Here is an 18905-nt window from a genome sequence, read left to right on the forward strand (position 1 = left end):
GTCCGCCGCTCGGCGGCCGCGGCGCGGGCCGGTTCCCCGGCCTCGCTACCTGCGCGGCTGGGAGTCGAGGACCTGCTGGAGCGCCTCGAACTCCTCGACGCACTTGCCGGAGCCCAGCGCGACGGAGTCGAGCGGGTCCTCGGCGATGTGGATGGGCATACCGGTCTCGCGGCGCAGCCGCTCGTCGAGGCCGCGGAGCAGGGCGCCGCCACCCGTGAGCACGATGCCGCGGTCCATGACGTCACCGGACAGCTCCGGCGGGCACTTGTCGAGGGTCGTCTTGACCGCGTCGACGATGGAGTTGACCGGCTCCTCGATGGCCTTGCGGACCTCGGCGGCCGAGATCACCACGGTCTTCGGCAGACCGGAGACCAGGTCCCGGCCGCGGATCTCGGTGTGCTCGTCCTGCTCGAGGTCGTAGGCCGAACCGATGGTGATCTTGATGCTCTCGGCGGTGCGCTCGCCCAGCAGAAGGCTGTACTCCTTCTTGATGTGCTGGATGATCGCGTTGTCGAGCTCGTCGCCGGCCACCCGGATGGACTGCGCCGTGACGATGCCGCCGAGCGAGATGACCGCGACCTCGGTCGTGCCGCCGCCGATGTCCACGACCATGTTGCCGGTGGCCTCGTGGACCGGCAGACCGGACCCGATCGCGGCGGCCATCGGCTCCTCGATGATGTGGACCTGGCGCGCGCCGGCCTGGGTCGAGGCCTCGATCACCGCACGGCGCTCCACTCCGGTGATGCCGGAGGGGACGCACACGACGACCCGCGGGCGGGCCAGATAGCGCCGCTTGTGGATCTTCAGGATGAAGTAGCGGAGCATCCGCTCGGTGATCTCGAAATCGGCGATCACGCCGTCTTTCAGGGGCCGTACGGCGACGATGTTGCCGGGCGTGCGCCCGATCATCTTCTTCGCCTCAGCACCCACCGCGAGGATCCCGCCGGTGTTGGTGTTGATGGCCACGACCGACGGCTCGTTGAGGACGATTCCGCGGCCCCTGACGTACACCAGCGTGTTGGCGGTCCCGAGGTCGACAGCCATGTCACGGCCGATGAACGACATGTTGTTCCCCATGAGGATACGTCTGGCCTTCCCAACTGGAGCGAATGCTTACTGGAGGTCGGCAGGAGGTGATGCGCTGTGAGGCGCGGAAGCCTCCATCGTAGTTCGTAGTGCGCCCACTCGAACACGTCGGGAGGCTGTTCCGCCATTGTCAGCCGTACACGCACCCGCCCCCCTCAATGGTGACGTCGTGTCGCGGAGATGCGTTCCCCCGATCGTGTCGTATACACCAAGGGGCGACCGATGATTTCTTCGGTCGCCCCAGGTCACGGGGGGTGCACAGCTGATGAAGTGTCAGGAAATGCCGGGGAAGAAAATCTTGATCTCACGCTCGGCGGACTCTTCGGAATCCGACGCATGGATCAGATTCTCCCGGGTGATCGTTCCGAAGTCCCCACGAATGGACCCACTCGGCGCGGCAATCGGGTCAGTCGGACCGGCCAGCGCCCGTACACCCTCGATCACCCGCTCGCCCTCGACGATCATCGAGACGACCGGACCGGAGGCCATGAAGCCGACCAGGGGCTCGTAGAACGGCTTGCCGACGTGCTCGGCGTAGTGCTGCTCCAGGATCTCGCGGTCCAGGCTGCGCAGTTCCAGGGCGCTGATCGTCCAGCCGGCCTTCTTCTCGATCCGGCCGATGATCTCGCCGATCAGACCGCGCTGGACGGCGTCAGGCTTGAGAAGGACGAGGGTGCGCTGGCTCACGAAGGGACTCCCTGGATATGAACAATGGTCAGCGGGTGCACTGAGGCTACATGGGGTACAAGGCGCCACGCGGCGCAGCCCCCAGCCTCCCGGACGCCCCGTGGAACGGGCTCTAGGCGGGCTTGCCGGCCGGTTCGTCGGTGGCCTCCGACTGCGCCGCCCAACGGGCCTTCGCCTCATCGATCTTGCGGCCGAAGTGCACCGATGCCCACCACAGGGCGGCGAAGACCGCGCCCAGGAAGAACATCGTCGGCACCACGAAACCGCTGGCGATCAGGGCCGCCTGAAGCGCCCAGCCGAGCTGGACGCCACCCGGACGGGTCAGCATCCCGCACAACAGCAGGCTCAGCAGCATCCCGATCCCGCTGACCGTCCAGATCGTGACCGGGGACAGCTCGGTCATCTGCATCGCGACCAGACCGGCGAAACCGATCACGAAGAATTCGCCTATCAGAGTGCCGGCACACAGGGTGCGCATGATCAGGCCCTTCCCATCAGCAGCCGGGCCTCGCCGACCGTGATCACCGAACCGGTCACCAGCACCCCGGCGCCGGAGAACTCACCCTCTTCCTCGGCGAGGGTGATCGCCGCCTCCAGTGCGTCGTCGAGCCGCGGCTCGACCTGGACCCGCTCGGCGCCGAAGACCTCGACGGCGACGGCCGCCAGCTCGTCCGGATCCATCGCACGATGGCTGGAATTACGGGTCACCACGACCTCGGCGAAGATCGGCTCGAAGGCTTCCAGGAAGCCCCGAACGTCCTTGTCCCCGCTGGCGCCGACCACGCCGACCAGGCGGCTGAACCCGAACGCCTCGGTGACCGCCTCGGCCGCGGCCCGCGCGCCCGCCGGGTTGTGTGCCGCGTCCAGCACCACCGTCGGGCTGCGGCGCACGACCTCCATCCGGCCGGGCGAGCTGACGGCGGCGAACGCGGAGCGGAGGGTGTCGATGTCGAGCGTGCGGGCGTGCTCCGAGCCGACGCCGAAGAACGCCTCGACCGCGGCGAGCGCCACCGCGGCGTTGTGCGCCTGATGGGCGCCGTACAGCGGAAGGAAGATCTCCGGGTACTCGCCGCCCAGGCCGCGCAGCGTCAGCATCTGCCCGCCGACGGCCACCTCACGGGAGAGCACCCCGAACTCCATGCCCTCACGGGCGACCGTGGCATCCACCTCGACCGCGCGCTTGAGCATCACCGACGCCGCGTCCACCGGCTGCTGGGCCAGCACGACCGTGGCGTCCTTCTTGATGATCCCGGACTTCTCCCCGGCGATCTCCTCGGGCGTCTCGCCCAGCCGGTCGGTGTGGTCCAGCGAGATCGGGGTGACCACGGCGACATCGCCGTCGATCACGTTCGTCGCGTCCCAGGTGCCGCCCATGCCGACCTCGACGACCGCGACGTCCACGGGGCTGTCCGCGAAGGCCGCGTACGCCATCGCCGTCAGCACCTCGAAGAACGACAGGCGGTACTCCTCCCGGCTGTCGACCATCTCCACATACGGCGCGATGTCCCGGTACGTCTCGATGAAGCGCTCGGCGGGGATCGGGGCGCCGTCCAGGCTGATCCGCTCGGTGATCGACTGGACATGCGGGCTGGTGTAGCGGCCGGTGCGCAGGTCGAAGGCGGACAGCAGGGCCTCGATCATGCGGGCGGTGCTGGTCTTGCCGTTGGTGCCGGTGATGTGGATGGAGGGGTAGGCCCGCTGCGGGGAGCCGAGGATGTCCATCAGCGCGGCGATGCGCTGCACGGACGGGTCCAGCTTGGTCTCGCCCCAGCGGCCCGCCAGCTCCTCCTCGACGGCGCGCAGCGCGCGGTCGACCTCGGGGTCGGCCGGCCGGGCGGGGATCCCGTCCCCCTGCGGCGGGCCGGCCTGCGCGCGCAGGGTCCGGCTGCCGGCCTCGATCACCGCGAGATCGGGGGTTGGGGTCTCCCCTGATTGAGCGGAGTCGAGATCTTGGGGAAGGTCGGTCTCCGCCTCGACCAGTTCGTCGAAGGCTTCGTTCGGGTCGGGATCGTCGTTCTGGGGGCGCTCGCTCACGCCGACCAGTCTACGAGGCACGTGTGACAGCGGTGCGCTGCGTTGCCCTTCCCGGCACCGCGCCGCTGCCAGGGGCGGCCGGCCCGGTCCGCGCCCCGGCGTGCGCCCCTGCGCCGGGGCCGTGGCCGGGGTCCGGACCCGGCTACGACGGCAGCGCCGCCTTCATCATGGCCCGCGCGATCGGGGCCGCCAGCCCGTTGCCGGAGACCTCGTTGCGGGCGGCATGCCCGTCCTCGACCATCACGGCCACCGCCACCCGGTGCCCCTTGCCGTCCTCGGCGTACGAGACGAACCAGGCGTAGGGCGTCCCGCTGTTGTCGACGCCGTGCTGGGCGGTGCCGGTCTTGCCGCCGACGGTCAGTCCGTCGATCTTCGCGCCGGAGCCGGTGCCCTTGTCCACGACCGTCTGCATCGCCGACCGCAGCTGCTGGGCGGTGCGCGCGGACATGGCCCGGTCGTCGCGGTAGGTCTTCGGCTCGTTGTCCTGGACGGTGTTGCCGCCGCCGTCGGTCAGCTTGTCGACCAGCTGCGGGGTCTTCAGCTCGCCGCCGTTGGCGATGGCCGAGCTGACCATCGCCATCTGGAGCGGGGTCGCTTGGTCGTCGAACTGGCCGATCCCGGACAGCGCGGTCTGCGCCTCGTCCATGTTCCCGGGATAGACGCTCTTGCCGGCCCGCACCGGGGTGTCCACCTTGCCGTCGTTGAAGCCGAACTTCTCGGCCTGCGCCTTCACCTTGTCCTTGCCCAGGTCGACGGCCATCTTCGCGAAGACGGTGTTGCAGGAGTACTGGAGCGCGGTGCGGATGTCCGCGTTCTTGCAGGGCGCGGCCCGGTTCTCGTTGGTGAGCTCGGTGCGGGTGTGCGGGAGCGTGTACGGGTCGGGGCTGTCGGTGGGCTCGTCCACCGAGGAGTACAGGCCGTTCTCCAGCGCGGCCGCGGCGACCACCAGCTTGAAGGTGGAGCCGGGCGGCAGCGGCTGCCGCAGCGCCCGGTTGACCTCGGGGTCGTCGGTGTCGGCGGACATCTTCCGCCAGGCCTTCTGGTCGGCGCCGTCGGACCCGGCGAAGGTCCCCGGGTCGTACGACGGGGTGCTCACCATGCCCAGGATCCGCCCGGTGGCCGGGTCCAGGGCGACGGCGGCGCCCTTCTTGCCGTCCAGCGCCCGGTAGCCGGCCTTCTGCACCGCGGCGTCGATGGTGGTGGCCACGTCGCCGCCCTTTGCCCGCTGACGGGTCAGCGCGTCGGCGGGGCTCTGGAGCCGGCTGTCGGAGCCGTCCAGGAGGTCGCCGTAGAGGCTCTCCAGCTGGTTGCTGCCGAAGATCTGCGAGGTGAAGCCGGTGACCGGCGCGTACAGCGGGCCGTCCTTGTAGGTCCGCTTGTACTTCAGCGTGTCGGAGGTGGCGGCGGAGCCGGTGACCGGTTCCCCGCCGACGAGGATGTTGCCCAGCGGCGCCGCGTACTTGCCGATGGTCACCCGCGGATTGTGCGGGTCCTCCTTGTAGTCGCTCGCCTTCGCGCCCTGGAGCCAGGTCACCCAGCCCATCAGCGCCACGATCAGGGCCAGACAGAAGACCGCGGCCCGTCGCAGGGGTTTGTTCATCGGGCGCGGCTCCTCCGGTACGGGACGTGCGGTGCTGCCGCCACTACGGCATTCCGGTCCACCGTGCCTCGGCCAGATGAGAGCGCGATGAGAACGCCCGGACCGCTGCCCGGACCACCGCCCGGCCTCTGCCCGCCGGGGCCCCGCCCGTCCGCGGACCGCCCCGGCAACGGCGCAGGCCCCCCGCCCGTACGGACGAGGGGCCTGCGGGGTCTGCCGCCGTTACGCCTTCGGCAGGGCCGCCAGCTGCGCGGTGATCCGGACGATGTCCGCCTCCGCGGCCTCCAGCCGGCCGCGGATCTTGTCCACGACCTTCTCCGGCGCCTTGGCGAGGAACGCCTCGTTGCCGAGCTTGGCGGTGGCCTGCGCCTTCTCCTTCTCGGCCGCGCCCAGGTCCTTCGTCAGGCGCTTGCGCTCCGCCTCGACGTCGATGGCGCCGGACAGGTCCAGGGCGACCGTGGCGCCCGCGACCGGCAGCGAGGCGGTGGCGCTGAAATCGTCACCGGCCGGCTGAAGCCGCAGCAGCGAGCGCATCGCGGCCTCGTGCGCGGCCAGCGCCGTACCGGACAGATCCAGCCGCGCGGGGACCTTCTGGCCGGGCTGGAGCCCCTGGTCGGAGCGGAACCGGCGGACCTCGGTCACGACCTGCTGAACGGTCTCGATCTCCCGCTCGGCGGCCGCGTCCCGGAAGCCGGAGTCCTTCGGCCAGTCGGCGATCACGACCGACTCGCCGCCGGTCAGCGCCGTCCACAGGGTCTCGGTGACGAACGGGACGACCGGGTGCAGCAGCCGCAGGGTGACGTCCAGGACCTCGCCCAGCACCCGGCGCGAGGCATCGGCGGCCGGGCCGCCCGCCATGAAGGTCGTCTTGGACAGCTCGACGTACCAGTCGAAGACCTCGTCCCAGGCGAAGTGGAAGAGGGTGTCCGACAGCTTCGCGAACTGGTAGTCGTCGTAGTAGGCGTCGACCTCGGCGACGACCGAGTTCAGCCGGGACAGGATCCACCGGTCGGTCGCCGACAGCTGCTCGGCGGGCGGGAGTTCGCCCTCCACCGTCGCACCGTTCATCAGCGCGAACCGGGTGGCGTTCCAGATCTTGTTGGCGAAGTTACGGGAGCCCTGGACCCAGTCCTCGCCGATCGGGACGTCGACACCGGGGTTGGCGCCCCGGGCGAGCGTGAACCGGACGGCGTCCGAGCCGTAGGAATCCATCCAGTCCAGCGGGTTGACCGCGTTCCCGAAGGACTTGGACATCTTCTTGCCGAACTGGTCGCGGACCATGCCGTGCAGCGCGATGGTGTGGAACGGCGGGGTGCCGTCCATCGCGTACAGGCCGAACATCATCATCCGGGCGACCCAGAAGAAGAGGATGTCGTAGCCGGTGACCAGGACGGAGTTCGGATAGAACTTCTCGACGCTCGGGGTCTGCTCGGGCCAGCCGAGCGTGGAGAACGGCCACAGCCCGGAGGAGAACCAGGTGTCGAGGACGTCGGTGTCCTGGTGCCAGCCCTCGCCGCTCGGCGGCTCCTCGTCCGGTCCGACGCAGACGACCTCACCCTCCGGCCCGTACCAGACCGGAATCCGGTGGCCCCACCACAACTGCCGCGAGATGCACCAGTCGTGGAGGTTGTCGACCCAGCCGAAGTAGCGGGACTCCATCTCCTTGGGGTGGATCTTGACCTTGCCGTCGCGGACCGCGTCCCCCGCGGCCTTCGCCAGCGGGCCGACCTTGACCCACCACTGCATCGACAGCCGCGGCTCGATGGTGGTCTTGCAGCGCGAGCAGTGCCCGACGGAGTGGGTGTACGGGCGCTTCTCGGCGACGATCCGGCCGTCGGCGCGCAGCGCACCGACGATCGCGGAGCGGGCCTCGAAGCGATCCAGGCCCTGGAAGGGGCCGTGTGCCGTGATGACCCCGCGCTCGTCGAGCACGGCGAGGTTGGGCAGCCCGTGCCGGCGGCCGATCTCGAAGTCGTTCGGGTCGTGGGCCGGGGTGACCTTGACCGCGCCGGTGCCGAACGCCGGGTCGACGTGCTCGTCGGCGACGACCGGGATCCGGCGGCCGGTCAGCGGCAACTCGATCTCGGTGCCGACGAGATGGGCGTACCGCTCGTCCTCGGGGTGGACGGCGACCGCGGTGTCGCCGAGCATCGTCTCGGCCCGGGTGGTGGCGACGACGATCGAGGCGTCACCCTCCCCATACCGGATGGAGACCAGCTCGCCGTCGTCGTCCTGGTACTCCACCTCGATGTCCGAGATGGCGGTCAGACAGCGCGGGCACCAGTTGATGATGCGCTCGGCGCGGTAGATCAGCTCGTCGTCATGGAGCCGCTTGAAGATCGTCTGGACGGCCTTGGACAGGCCCTCGTCCATCGTGAACCGCTCACGCGACCAGGCGACACCGTCGCCCAGGCGCCGCATCTGGCCCGAGATCTGTCCGCCGGACTCGCTCTTCCACTGCCAGACCCGCTCGACAAACGCCTCACGGCCCAGGTCGTGCCGGGAGACGCCCTCCTTGGCGAGCTCCCGCTCGACGACGTTCTGGGTCGCGATACCGGCGTGGTCCATGCCGGGCTGCCAGAGGGTCTCGTAGCCCTGCATGCGCTTACGGCGGGTGAGCGCGTCGATGAGGGTGTGCTCGAAGGCGTGCCCCAGGTGCAGGGAGCCGGTGACGTTCGGCGGCGGGATGACGACGGTGAACGGCGGCTTGTCGCTCTTCTCGTCCGCCTCGAAGTAACCCCGCTCTACCCAGCGCTCGTACAGCGGCCCCTCTACATCGGCCGGCGTGTACTGAGTCGGCAGTTCGGGGGCGCTGTGCTTGCTCTGCTGAGAGTTCTCGGTCACGCCGGACAGTGTACGGGCGCGGATGTAGCAGCTTCGAATCGGTTTCGCCCCCGGGGCAACGGCTGTCAGCGGCGTCGTACAGGATGTCGGCAGCGCATCCACAGCACCCAGAACTACACACGCAGAACTCAACTGAATTCAGTTGTCACGAGGGGAACCGCTCCATGAGCTTCAACCAGCCGCCTCCCGGCCCGTACGGCCAGCAGCCCCAGCAGCCGGGCCCGTACGGCCAGCCGCAGCAGCCACCGGCCCCCCAGCCCGGTTACGGCTACCCGCAGCAAGGCGGCCAGGTGCCTCCGCAGCAGGGCTACGGCTACCCCCAGCAGGCCGCCCAGGCGCCCCCTCAGCAGGGCTACGGCTACCCCCAGCAGGCCGCCCAGCCCTACGGCCAGCAGGCCCCGTACGGCGGCCAGCAGACCCCCTACGGCGTGATCCCGCAGGGCCCGGAGGAGAGCGGCGGCAACGGCAAGAAGATCGGCCTGATCGTCGGCGCGGTCGCCGTCGTCGCGGCGATCGGCGTGGGCGCGTACTTCGTCTTCGGCTCGGGCGGGGATGTGAAGCCGTACACGATCTCGCTGCCGGAGAAGCTGCTGAACGCGGAGTACAGCAAGAAGGGCACCAACGTTCCCGGCGCCAGTGGTGAGACCACTCCGAAGCACGTGTCCAATGACAAGGACGCCAAAGCCATGGGGATCACCGAGGCCAAGATGGTCCAAGGCAATTACACCAATGCCAGCAAAATGAACCTGACCTTGACGGGCACCTACGGGAAGGTCGCCGACCCGGACGGAGCCATCGACGCGGCTTTCGCCAAGCAGGACGAGATGTTCCAGAAGAACATGAAGTCCGAGGGAGGCAAGGTCGAAACCGTTGAGGGGCCGGAGGAATACGCGCCAGACGGCTTCGACGGTGCGGTGATGAAGTGCAAGTCGCTGAAGATCTCCCTCTCCCAGGGCGGCATGTCCTTGTCTTTCAAGGCCAACCTGTGCGCCTGGGGCGACAACAGCGCGATCGGTACAGTCACGATCGCGGACGGCATCACCCCCCAAGGGCAGATCACCTCACACGCACCCGGCCTTGAGGATCTGGCGGACAAGACCGCCAAGATCCGCGACGAGGTCCGCAGGGAGAAGTAGCAGCACCACCCGACCCCCAAGCCAAGGCGCTCGACGAGGCGATCCTCGTTGAGCGCGCCATGTTTTGGCCTCATCTATCCGCCACCGCGACGCATGATCCACTTCTGGCTAAGATTGAGGCCAATCAACCTTTCCAGGCGGCCCGGCAAGGCGCCAGGCTGTGCCACAACAGATCCGAATGGGGGGTGCCCTATGCGACAGGCACTTCGACGAATCGCAGCCACGACAGGAATACTCGTAGCCGCCGCAGCGATTCCGCTTGTGACCGCAGGGCCAGCGCAAGCCGCGGACTCGAACGATTGCGAGCTCTACCTGCTAGACAAGGGATACAAGGTGGGCCCGAAAGCTTCAAAGGCCTGCCACATGATGAATGGAACCGCGCTCGAGAAGGTCGCAAATCAGCCTATTTGCACAGCCACGTTGGCAGCCATCGGCGTCAAGGGAAACGACGCCCAAATGGCGTGCCTGGCAGCGATGTAGAAACTCTCTGCTCAAAAGACGCGACACAGAAGGGCCCACTCGCGAGAGTGGGCCCTTCTCGCACATGCGGAGAGACGCTACGCGCTCTTCTCCTGCGGCTCCCCCGACTCGCCGCGGCCCCGCGGGACCAGGGTCGGGTTGACGTTCGAGTGGACGACGTCCTCGGTGATGACGACGCGGGCCACGTCCTTACGGGACGGGATCTCGTACATCACCGCCTGGAGGACCTCCTCCATGATGGCGCGCAGACCACGGGCGCCGGTGCCGCGGAGGATGGCCTGGTCGGCGATGGCCTCCAGGGCCGGGCGGTCGAAGTCCAGCTCCACGCCGTCGAGTTCGAAGAGGCGCTTGTACTGCTTGACGAGCGCGTTGCGCGGCTCGACCAGGATCTGGAGCAGCGCCTCGCGGTCGAGGTTGTGGACCGAGGTCAGGACGGGGAGACGGCCGATGAACTCCGGGATCATCCCGAACTTCACCAGGTCCTCCGGCATCACGTCCTGGAGCTGGTCCTTGGACTCGATCTCCCGCTTGGAGCGGATCGTGGCGCCGAAGCCGATGCCCTTGGCGCCGGACCGGGACTCGATGATCTTCTCCAGGCCGGCGAAGGCACCGCCGACGATGAAGAGGACGTTGGTGGTGTCGATCTGGATGAATTCCTGGTGCGGGTGCTTGCGGCCGCCCTGGGGCGGGACCGAGGCGGTGGTGCCCTCCAGGATCTTCAGCAGCGCCTGCTGGACGCCCTCGCCGGAGACATCGCGGGTGATCGACGGGTTCTCGCTCTTCCGGGCGACCTTGTCGATCTCGTCGATGTAGATGATGCCGGTCTCGGCCTTCTTGATGTCGAAGTCCGCGGCCTGGATCAGCTTGAGGAGGATGTTCTCGACGTCCTCACCGACATAGCCGGCCTCCGTCAGCGCCGTGGCGTCGGCGAACGCGAAGGGGACGTTGAGCATCCGGGCGAGGGTCTGCGCGAGCAGCGTCTTGCCGGAGCCGGTGGGGCCGAGCAGCAGGATGTTGGACTTGGCGAGCTCGATGCCCTCATCGCCGCGGCCGGGGCCGTTCTCGCCCGCCTGCACCCGCTTGTAGTGGTTGTAGACGGCGACCGAGAGCGCCTTCTTGGCGGGGTCCTGGCCGACGACATAGCCGTTCAGGAACTCGTAGATCTCCCGCGGCTTCGGGAGCTCCTCCCACCGCACCTCGGAGGTCTCGGCGAGCTCCTCCTCGATGATTTCGTTGCAGAGATCAATGCACTCGTCGCAGATGTACACACCAGGTCCCGCGATGAGCTTCTTCACCTGCTTCTGGCTCTTCCCACAGAATGAGCACTTGAGCAGGTCGCCGCCGTCACCGATGCGTGCCACGAGGTGCTTCCCCTTCGCCTGGGATCCGTATTGCTCCACGGACCCGGGTGCTTGCCTATCGACGGTACCTTGCCGGGCCCCCCGTACGGGCCCCCCTTGGACGGACTCGGTTCACTCCGTCCCGAACCGGTCCAAGGGGGCAACGCTCCGGCTCATTTCGCGAAAGATCGCTAGCCGATCGAGACCGACGACTTCCGCGTCGAGACGATCTGGTCGACCAGACCGTACGCCAGGGACTCCTCGGCGGTCAGGATCTTGTCACGCTCGATATCGTCCCGGATCTTCTCGATCGGGGTGGTGGAGTGCTTGGCCAGCAGCTCCTCCAGCTGCGAACGCATCCGCAGGATCTCGTTGGCGGCGATCTCCAGGTCGGAGACCTGACCGCGGCCGGTCTCGCTGTAGGGCTGGTGGATCAGGACCCGGGCGTTCGGCAGCGCCATCCGCTTGCCGGGGGTGCCGGCGGCGAGCAGCACGGCCGCGGCGGAGGCCGCCTGGCCCATGCAGACCGTCTGGATGTCCGGCTTCACGAACTGCATCGTGTCGTAAATGGCGGTGAGCGCCGTGAAGGAACCGCCCGGGGAGTTGATGTAGATCGAGATGTCCCGGTCCGGGTCCATCGACTCCAGGCACAGCAGCTGCGCCATGACGTCGTTGGCCGAGGCGTCGTCGATCTGCACGCCGAGGAAGATCACGCGCTCCTCGAACAGCTTCGCGTACGGGTCGTACTCGCGCACGCCCTGCGAGGTGCGCTCGACGAAGCGCGGGACGATGTAGCGAGCCTCGGCCTGCGGGCCGGAGAACTGCGAGCGCGGGCCGGAAAACTCGGACTGGGCGCCCTCGTAGAGGCCGCTGCCGGGGAAGTTGTTCATCGTGGTGTTCACCGTCCTGGTGGCGATCAAGTGGGCTGGGGGCTGAAGGGCGAGTGGTACGGGCCTCAGGCGCCCGTGCCGCCCCCGCCCGGAACGCCGGCGGCGGAGGTCATGACATCGTCGATCAGGCCGTATTCCTTGGCCTCATCGGCGGAGAACCAGCGGTCGCGGTCGGAGTCCTGGGTGATCCGCTCGACGGTCTGGCCGGTGTGGAAGGCCGTCAGCTCCGCCATCCGCTTCTTGGTGTGCAGCAGCCGCTCGGCGTGGATCTTGATGTCGGACGCGGAGCCGGCCAGACCCGCGGAGGGCTGGTGGATGAGGATCTCGGCATTCGGCAGCGCGAAGCGCTTGCCCGGGGTGCCGGCGCTCAGCAGGAACTGTCCCATGGAGGCGGCGAGGCCCATCGCGATCGTCACCACGTCGTTCTTGATGTACTGCATGGTGTCGTAGATCGCCAAGCCGGCCGAGATCGAGCCGCCCGGGGAGTTGATGTAGAGGAAGATGTCCTTGTCCGGGTCCGCGGCGAGGAGAAGCAGCTGCGCGGTGATCTTGTTGGCGATGTCGTCGTCGACCGGCTGGCCGAGGAAGATGATCCGCTCGCCGAGCAGCCGGTTGTAGACCTGGTCGCCGAGGCCACCGAAGGTCGGCTCAGCGGCGGCGGAAGGCATCGGGATCGTCACGTGTCCACCTGCTCGTTGTCGGACGGCTCCAGGCCGTCTCAGCGTCGTCTTCTGGGGCGCGGGGATCGGCGCCGTGTGTCGCCCCGGCGCGGTTTCAGGGACTCCCCTGCCCTCGTATCTACGGACCCTAACGCGCAGGTCGGACAACGCCATCCCGCATCGATAACTGTTCGCTGTGAGCGCAGGCTCACCGGCCCGGTACGAGTACGGGCCCGAACACGCGGACGTGCGTGTTCGGGCCCGTAATCAGCGGTCTTCGCGCGAGGCGACCGGGGCTCAGGCCTCGGGCTTCTCGTCGGCGTCCGCGGCCTCGGCGGCCTCGGCCTCGACGGTCTCGGCGGTCTCGTCCTCGTCGTCGAGGTCGATGACCTCGCCGTTGCTGTCCTTGACCGTGGCGGCCTCGACGACGACCGCGAGGGCCTTGCCGCGGGCGACCTCACCGACGAGCATCGGCACCTGGCCGCCCTCGACGACGGCCTGGGCGAACTGGTCGGGGGACATGCCGGAGGACTGCGCGCGGCGCATGAGGTGCTCGGTGAGCTCCTCCTGGCTGACGTTCAGCTTCTCCTTGTTGACCAGCTCGTCCAGGATGAACTGGGTCTTGATGCCCTTCTCGGCCTGCTCCTTGGTCTCGGCGTCGAACTCTTCCTCGGTCTTGCCCTGGATCTCCAGGTACTTCGCGAGGTCGAGGCCCATCTGGCCGAGCTGGTGGTTGACCAGGTTGTGCTTGCGGGTCTCGATCTCGTCCGCGAGCAGCTTCTCCGGCATCGGCACCTCGACGAGCTTGAGCAGCTCGTCCAGGACCTTCTCCTGCGCCTGGGTGGCCTGGTCGTACTTCTTCATCTGCTCGAGGCGCTTGCGGCTGTCCGCGCGCAGCTCCTCAAAGGTGTCGAACTCGCTCGCCAGCTGGGCGAAGTCGTCGTCCAGCTCGGGCAGTTCGCGGGACTTGACCTCGGTGACCTCGACCTTGACCTCGGCCTCCTTGCCCTCGGCGGAGCCGCCCTTGAGCTCGGAGGTGAAGGTGGCCTCGCCGCCGGCCGCGACGCCGGTGACGGCCTCGTCGATGCCGTCGAGGAGCTCACCGGAGCCGACGGTGTAGCTGACGCCCTCGGCGACGCCGTCCTCCAGGACCTCGCCGTCCACCTTGGCCTCGAGGTTCAGCGTCAGGACGTCGCCGTCCTGGGCCGCGCGCTCGACCGGGGCGGTCGTGGCGAAGCGCTCGCGCAGCTGCTCGACGGACTTGTCGATGTCCTCGTCCGACACCTCCACGGCGTCGACCTCGACCTCGATGCCGGAGTAGTCCGGGATCTCGAGGGCGGGACGGATGTCGACCTCGGCGGTGAAGGCCAGCAGCTCGCCGTCCTTCAGCTCGGTGATGTCGACGTCGGGCTGGCCGAGGACGTTGAGCTCACCCTCGTTGACAGCCTCGGTGTAGAACTTCGGGAGCGCGTCGTTGACGGCCTCCTCCAGCACGGCACCGCGGCCGAACCGCTGGTCGATGACGCGCGCCGGGATCTTGCCCTGGCGGAAGCCCTTCACCGTGACCTGCTGGTTGATCTTCTTGTACGCCGCGTCGAGGCTGGGCTTGAGCTCCTCGAAGGGCACCTCGACAGTGAGCCGAACCCGAGTCGGGTTCAGGGTCTCCACGGCGCTCTTCACGGTTCGGTCTCCTTGGGGCTGACTTCTGGGGTTCTGCATGGGATCCGCCCGTATCCGGCTGTTCCGGTACCGGCCGATCACGCCCGGTACACAGACACACGGGCACGCAGCTTGCATAGTAACCGCAAGGAGGATGACGCCCACAACGCGATCTTGAACAGCGGCCGATCATGCGGCGGCGCGGAGTGGGCTAGGGGTGGTGCCCGACGGTGCCGTCGGGCTGACCTGTTCTACTGGTCGGGGTGGCCGGATTCGAACCGACGACCTTCCGCTCCCAAAGCGGACGCGCTACCAAGCTGCGCCACACCCCGTCGGTGCGACACGTAGGGTACATGGCCGACGGCGCTCCGGCTGCCAGTTATCGGGGCGCCCGGTGGCGGGAGATGGGGGCGTACGCGGCGACGCGCACCGTCCTCGGGAAGGGATGTGCGGCACACCGCCGCGACCCGCTAGGATGCACTGCGTGCCGAGGTCCGTGCGACCTGTGGCGCTTGCGGGCGTAGCTCAATGGTAGAGCCCCAGTCTTCCAAACTGGCTACGCGGGTTCGATTCCCGTCGCCCGCTCGCATGAGGAAACCCCAGGCCGCCGGCCTGGGGTTTTCCGCTTTCCGGAGAGCGCCGCCGGATGCCGGCACACCTCTTCGCTCCGCGGTCGCGGGTCAATAAGGTGTCCCGTATGGAGATCTGGCTCAATCCCGCGTGTTCCAAGTGCCGTTCCGCCGTGGAGATCCTCGACGAGGCGGGCGCCCACTACACCGTGCGCACATACCTGGAGGACCCGCCGAGCACCGGTGATCTGCGGGACGTGCTGACGCGGCTGGGTCTGGAGCCCTGGGACATCACCCGGACCCAGGAGGCCGAGGCCAAGGAGCTGGGGATCGGGGACTGGGAGCGCACCGACGCCGCGCGTGAGCGGTGGATCGCGGCGCTGGCGGCACACCCCCGGCTGATCCAGCGGCCGATCATCACCGCGGACGACGGTTCGGCGCTGGTCGGACGCAGCGAGGACGCCGTACGCGAGGCGATGGCGCGGGCCGGGGGCGAGACCTCGTAGGGCGGGATACTTCAGAGGCGCCTGGCGGAGGGCCGGCGGACCACCTAGAAGGTGATGTGGTTGATGGTGTCCGCCAGGGAGTTGAGGAACTTGTTGATCGACGGCGCCACGCCCGTGGAGGCGAGGAAGAAGCCGAACAGTATCGCGACGAGCGCCGGGCCCCCCTTGAGCGACTTCCCCCTGATCAGCACGATCATGATGATCCCCAACAGCAGCACAACTGACAGCGAAAGAGCCACAACTGATCACACCCTCGGTCGGAACGCCTCACCGGCCCGGGGGCATGCCGCGCACACCCCCCTGCACCCATCGTGCCACCAACTCCATGCCCAACGCAGGCCGGTGACGAATCATCGGCCAACGCTTTGCCCGATTCCGGCCGCTCGTGGCCGAGGGGTTACCGCGGGGTGACGTACGGGTGGCGTACAGGTGGCGAGCCGGCGACGGTGCGGGGGCTGCGTGGGGCCGGGACGCGACCGGCACGAGGCGGGGAATTTTCTTCCGCCTGACGCGGCGTCGGTAATTCCTGCCGATCATTCCTCCGCGGCATTCTGATCGTTTTCCCGGCCCGCGGAAAGAGAGAATTCGTGGCATCCGTCACTGCTTTACGGGCCACTTTGAAGGCTTATTAGCATTCGGACATAAGACTAAGGAATGGGACATTCCCCCAGAGTCGTTTGCGGGGGATACCGCCCGATTTGAGGTGATGAAAGGGGGCGAATCGGGCGGTGTGGCGAGGGTCCTGCCGCGGTGATTGCGGATTCTATGCCGGGCGCTCTCCGGAGCGGCATCCATCGAAATAACGAAGGGGCCGCACACGGTTTTACGCGCCCGCCGACCGCCGCTATCGTGCCTCAAATGTTTCCCGCTGCCCCGACACCCCGACGCGCCCTGCCCCCTGCCCAACGGGCGGCGGGTACGGACCGGACCGGGCCCACGGACCGGCCGTCCGGCGTGCCGGAGGGCGCGGCGGCGCCCGCTCCGAAGACCGGTGGCCGTAACCCGTTCTTCGACAACGCGAAGTACCTGGCCATCGTGCTGGTGGCGATGGGGCACGCATGGGAGCCGCTGACCGACAAGAGCCGGGCGGCCGAGGCGTTCTACATGACCGTCTACACCTTCCACATGCCGGCCTTCATCATCATTTCCGGTTACTTCTCGCGCAGCTTCGACATGCGCAAGGACCGGTTGCAGCGGCTGGTCACGGGGGTCGCGGTCCCCTACATCCTCTTCGAGACCGCCTATGCCTTCTTCAAGCGCTGGGCGGACGACGATCCCGGGCACCCCATCAGCCTGCTCGACCCGTGGTTCCTGACGTGGTTCCTGGTGGCCCTGTTCATCTGGCGGCTGACCACGCCGCTGTGGCAGATCGTGCGCTGGCCGATTCCGCTCGCGGTGGCCATCGCCGTACTCGCCTCCGTGTCACCGGACATCGGCGACGATCTGGACCTTCAGCGGGTGCTCCAGTTCCTGCCGTTCTTCGTCCTGGGACTGGCGCTGCGGCCGGAGCACTTCAAGCTGGTGCAGCGGCGGGCGGTGCGGATCGCCTCGCTGCCGGTCTTCGCCGCGGCGCTGGTGATGGCCTATTGGGCGGCGCCCCGGATGTCCTCGGCGTGGTTCTACCACCGGGACAGCGCCCAGGAACTGGGCACCACCTGGTGGATCGGCGCGGTGATGACACTGGCGCTCTTCGGCTGCTCGATCGTGATGGTGGCCTGCTTCTTCGCCTGGGTGCCGACCCGGCAGATCTGGTTCACGGTGCTGGGCGCGGGCACGCTCTACGGCTACCTGCTGCACGGGTTCCTGGCCAAGGGCTCGCGGTTCTGGGGCTGGTTCGACGACTACGCCTGGCTGCACACCCCGCTCGGTGAGATCGCGGTGACGCTGATCGCGGGCGGCATCGTGACGGCCCTGTGCACCCCGCCCGTCCGCCGGGTGTTCCGCTTCGCCATGGAGCCGACGATGGCCTGGGCGTTCCGGAAGGACCCGGCCGATACGGCGCGGGCCCGCGTCAGCACCTGAGCGCCCGCGGTTTCCGGCCGGAGCGTGACGCGGTCGGTTCACGCCATGTCATGGGCCGCGTCCCGGCCCCGCGGTGCGTGGGGAACGGCCGCGGAAACGGCTGAAGTACGCCCCCGGGAAGAGCGTCCGACGGGCCGCGGCCCCCTACGGCGCCGCCCCCGTCACGCGTCCCGGCAGATCAGCAGCAGCGCCCGGTCGTCGTTGACGTCCTTGGCGACGGCCTCGATCAGATGCCAGGCGGCGCCGGCGAAGCCGCCGGTGACATAGCGGTCGGCCTCGCCGGTCAGCCGGTCGATGCCCTCCGCGATATCGCGGTCGGCGGCCTCGACCAGGCCGTCGGTGAACAGCATCAGCACATCGCCGGTCCGCAACGTGCCCTTGACCGGGTGGAACTGGGCGCCGTCGTAGACGCCGAGCAGCGGCCCGTCCCCCGCCTTCTCCTCCCAGCGGCCGGTGCCGGCGCTGAGCTGAAGGGCCGGCAGATGTCCGGCGGAGAGGAGTTCATAGTCGCCGGATTCCAGGTCGAGGACGAGGTGGATGGAGGTCGCGAACCCCTCGTCCCAGTCCTGGCGCAGCAGATAGCCGTTGGCGGCGGGCAGGAAGCCGTGCGGCGGCAGCGAGCCGAGCAGGCCGCCGAAGGCACCGGACAGCAGCAGGGCGCGGGAGGCCGCGTCCATGCCCTTGCCGGAGACATCGGTCAGCACCACTTCGAGGATGGTGCCGCCGTGGGTGCGGGAGGCCACCACGAAGTCGCCGGAGAAGGACTGTCCGCCGGCCGGGCGCAGCGCCATCTCGTGGTGCCAGCCCTGCGGAAGCTTGGGCAGCTTGCTCTGTACGCGGATACGTTCGCGCAGGTCGAAGAGCATGGTGCCGCCGCGCCGCCAGGGCACCCCGACCCGGCTGCGGAACTGCGCGATGAGCAGCCCGAAGAGCCCGACCGCGGCGACGACCAGGACGGTGCCCGGGGTGATCCGTTCCGGCCCTTCGTCGTACGGGCCGAACAGCGCGGACTCGACGACCAGCGCGGTCGCCGAAGCGCCGTACAGGACGAGGAGGTTGGCCGGCCGCAACAGCAGTCCGCCTGCGATGACCGGGAGGACCAGCGCCGTCGGGGCGATCCATTCCGGCCACCAGAGTGTGCCCGCGGCGATGGCGGGTATGGCGATGAGCAGGACGGCCAGAGCGAACCGGTCGGAGCCCTCGCCGCGGAAGTAGTCGACACCGGCCTTGCGCACGCCGATGCGGGCCCGGTGCAGTCCTTTGTGCATCCGGGCCGTCAGGGTTTCCGTTCCCTGGCCGCTTGTCATTGCTCTGGGACCTTATCCACCCGTTCGGCGGTGCGTCGATTCGCCGCACGTCGGCCCGGAAAATTCCCGGGAAACCCCGTTCGAAA

General features: G+C 68.5%; 15 protein-coding genes and 2 tRNA genes. 4 read left to right on the forward strand and 13 right to left on the reverse strand.

Features of this window, described 5'->3' with window-relative positions; all coding sequences use genetic code 11:
- Positions 1–45: 45 nt before the first annotated feature.
- The 6 genes from AC3EUV_RS10255 to AC3EUV_RS10280 all read right to left on the reverse strand — a co-directional run bounded on the left by AC3EUV_RS10255 (position 46) and on the right by AC3EUV_RS10280 (position 8251).
- The gene (locus AC3EUV_RS10255) at positions 46–1065 is read right to left on the reverse strand and encodes a rod shape-determining protein (RefSeq protein WP_003985182.1); all 1020 of its coding nucleotides are present in this window, start codon (positions 1063–1065) and stop codon (positions 46–48) included.
- Between the two features lie 294 nt (positions 1066–1359).
- The gene (gene ndk, locus AC3EUV_RS10260; protein WP_085925624.1) at positions 1360–1773 is read right to left on the reverse strand and encodes a nucleoside-diphosphate kinase; all 414 of its coding nucleotides are present in this window, start codon (positions 1771–1773) and stop codon (positions 1360–1362) included.
- Between the two features lie 112 nt (positions 1774–1885).
- Positions 1886–2251: a DUF4233 domain-containing protein gene (locus AC3EUV_RS10265; protein WP_432145166.1), complete on the reverse strand. Its 366-nt coding sequence runs from the start codon at positions 2249–2251 to the stop codon at positions 1886–1888.
- Positions 2252–2253: 2 nt separating this feature from the next.
- A complete protein-coding gene (folC, locus tag AC3EUV_RS10270) occupies positions 2254–3807 on the reverse strand; it encodes a bifunctional tetrahydrofolate synthase/dihydrofolate synthase (protein WP_432145167.1) in 1554 nt (517 codons plus the stop codon).
- Between the two features lie 142 nt (positions 3808–3949).
- On the reverse strand, positions 3950–5407 hold the full coding sequence (locus tag AC3EUV_RS10275) for a peptidoglycan D,D-transpeptidase FtsI family protein (protein ID WP_432145168.1): 1458 nt from the start codon (positions 5405–5407) through the stop codon (positions 3950–3952).
- A gap of 222 nt (positions 5408–5629) precedes the next feature.
- A complete protein-coding gene (locus AC3EUV_RS10280; protein ID WP_432145169.1) occupies positions 5630–8251 on the reverse strand; it encodes a valine--tRNA ligase in 2622 nt (873 codons plus the stop codon).
- A gap of 164 nt (positions 8252–8415) precedes the next feature.
- Here AC3EUV_RS10280 and AC3EUV_RS10285 point away from each other — a divergent pair, with 164 nt between their 5' ends.
- Positions 8416–9387: a hypothetical protein gene (locus tag AC3EUV_RS10285; protein ID WP_432145170.1), complete on the forward strand. Its 972-nt coding sequence runs from the start codon at positions 8416–8418 to the stop codon at positions 9385–9387.
- Between the two features lie 557 nt (positions 9388–9944).
- Here the strand turns inward: AC3EUV_RS10285 and clpX are convergent.
- From clpX to AC3EUV_RS10310, 5 genes are all read right to left on the reverse strand, one after another.
- Complete coding sequence (gene clpX / locus AC3EUV_RS10290) at positions 9945–11228, reverse strand: ATP-dependent Clp protease ATP-binding subunit ClpX (RefSeq protein ID WP_432145171.1); 1284 nt, start codon at positions 11226–11228, stop codon at positions 9945–9947.
- 170 nt (positions 11229–11398) lie between these two features.
- Positions 11399–12097, reverse strand: a complete 699-nt coding sequence (locus tag AC3EUV_RS10295; protein ID WP_435602695.1) for an ATP-dependent Clp protease proteolytic subunit — start codon at positions 12095–12097, stop codon at positions 11399–11401.
- A 65-nt stretch (positions 12098–12162) separates the two neighbouring features.
- Entirely contained in the window at positions 12163–12765 is a 603-nt protein-coding gene (locus tag AC3EUV_RS10300; RefSeq protein WP_030283915.1) for an ATP-dependent Clp protease proteolytic subunit, read from the reverse strand.
- A gap of 288 nt (positions 12766–13053) precedes the next feature.
- Complete coding sequence (gene tig, locus AC3EUV_RS10305) at positions 13054–14436, reverse strand: trigger factor (protein ID WP_432145172.1); 1383 nt, start codon at positions 14434–14436, stop codon at positions 13054–13056.
- A gap of 234 nt (positions 14437–14670) precedes the next feature.
- Positions 14671–14747, reverse strand: a tRNA-Pro gene (locus tag AC3EUV_RS10310).
- A gap of 182 nt (positions 14748–14929) precedes the next feature.
- On the opposite strand from AC3EUV_RS10310, the gene AC3EUV_RS10315 reads away from it, so the two are divergent.
- Positions 14930–15000, forward strand: a tRNA-Gly gene (locus AC3EUV_RS10315).
- A 112-nt stretch (positions 15001–15112) separates the two neighbouring features.
- Entirely contained in the window at positions 15113–15490 is a 378-nt protein-coding gene (locus AC3EUV_RS10320) for an arsenate reductase family protein (protein ID WP_435602685.1), read from the forward strand.
- A gap of 44 nt (positions 15491–15534) precedes the next feature.
- Here the strand turns inward: AC3EUV_RS10320 and AC3EUV_RS10325 are convergent, their stop codons facing one another.
- A complete protein-coding gene (locus AC3EUV_RS10325; RefSeq protein WP_026169395.1) occupies positions 15535–15729 on the reverse strand; it encodes a hypothetical protein in 195 nt (64 codons plus the stop codon).
- A 619-nt stretch (positions 15730–16348) separates the two neighbouring features.
- Between AC3EUV_RS10325 and AC3EUV_RS10330 the strand changes: the two genes are divergently transcribed.
- The gene (locus tag AC3EUV_RS10330) at positions 16349–17512 is read left to right on the forward strand and encodes an acyltransferase family protein (RefSeq protein ID WP_432145174.1); all 1164 of its coding nucleotides are present in this window, start codon (positions 16349–16351) and stop codon (positions 17510–17512) included.
- A 161-nt stretch (positions 17513–17673) separates the two neighbouring features.
- Here AC3EUV_RS10330 and AC3EUV_RS10335 read toward each other — a convergent pair whose 3' ends face one another.
- The gene (locus AC3EUV_RS10335; RefSeq protein ID WP_435602686.1) at positions 17674–18819 is read right to left on the reverse strand and encodes a SpoIIE family protein phosphatase; all 1146 of its coding nucleotides are present in this window, start codon (positions 18817–18819) and stop codon (positions 17674–17676) included.
- Positions 18820–18905: the final 86 nt, after the last annotated feature.

The sequence above is a fragment of the Streptomyces sp. bgisy130 genome (genome assembly GCF_057708345.1).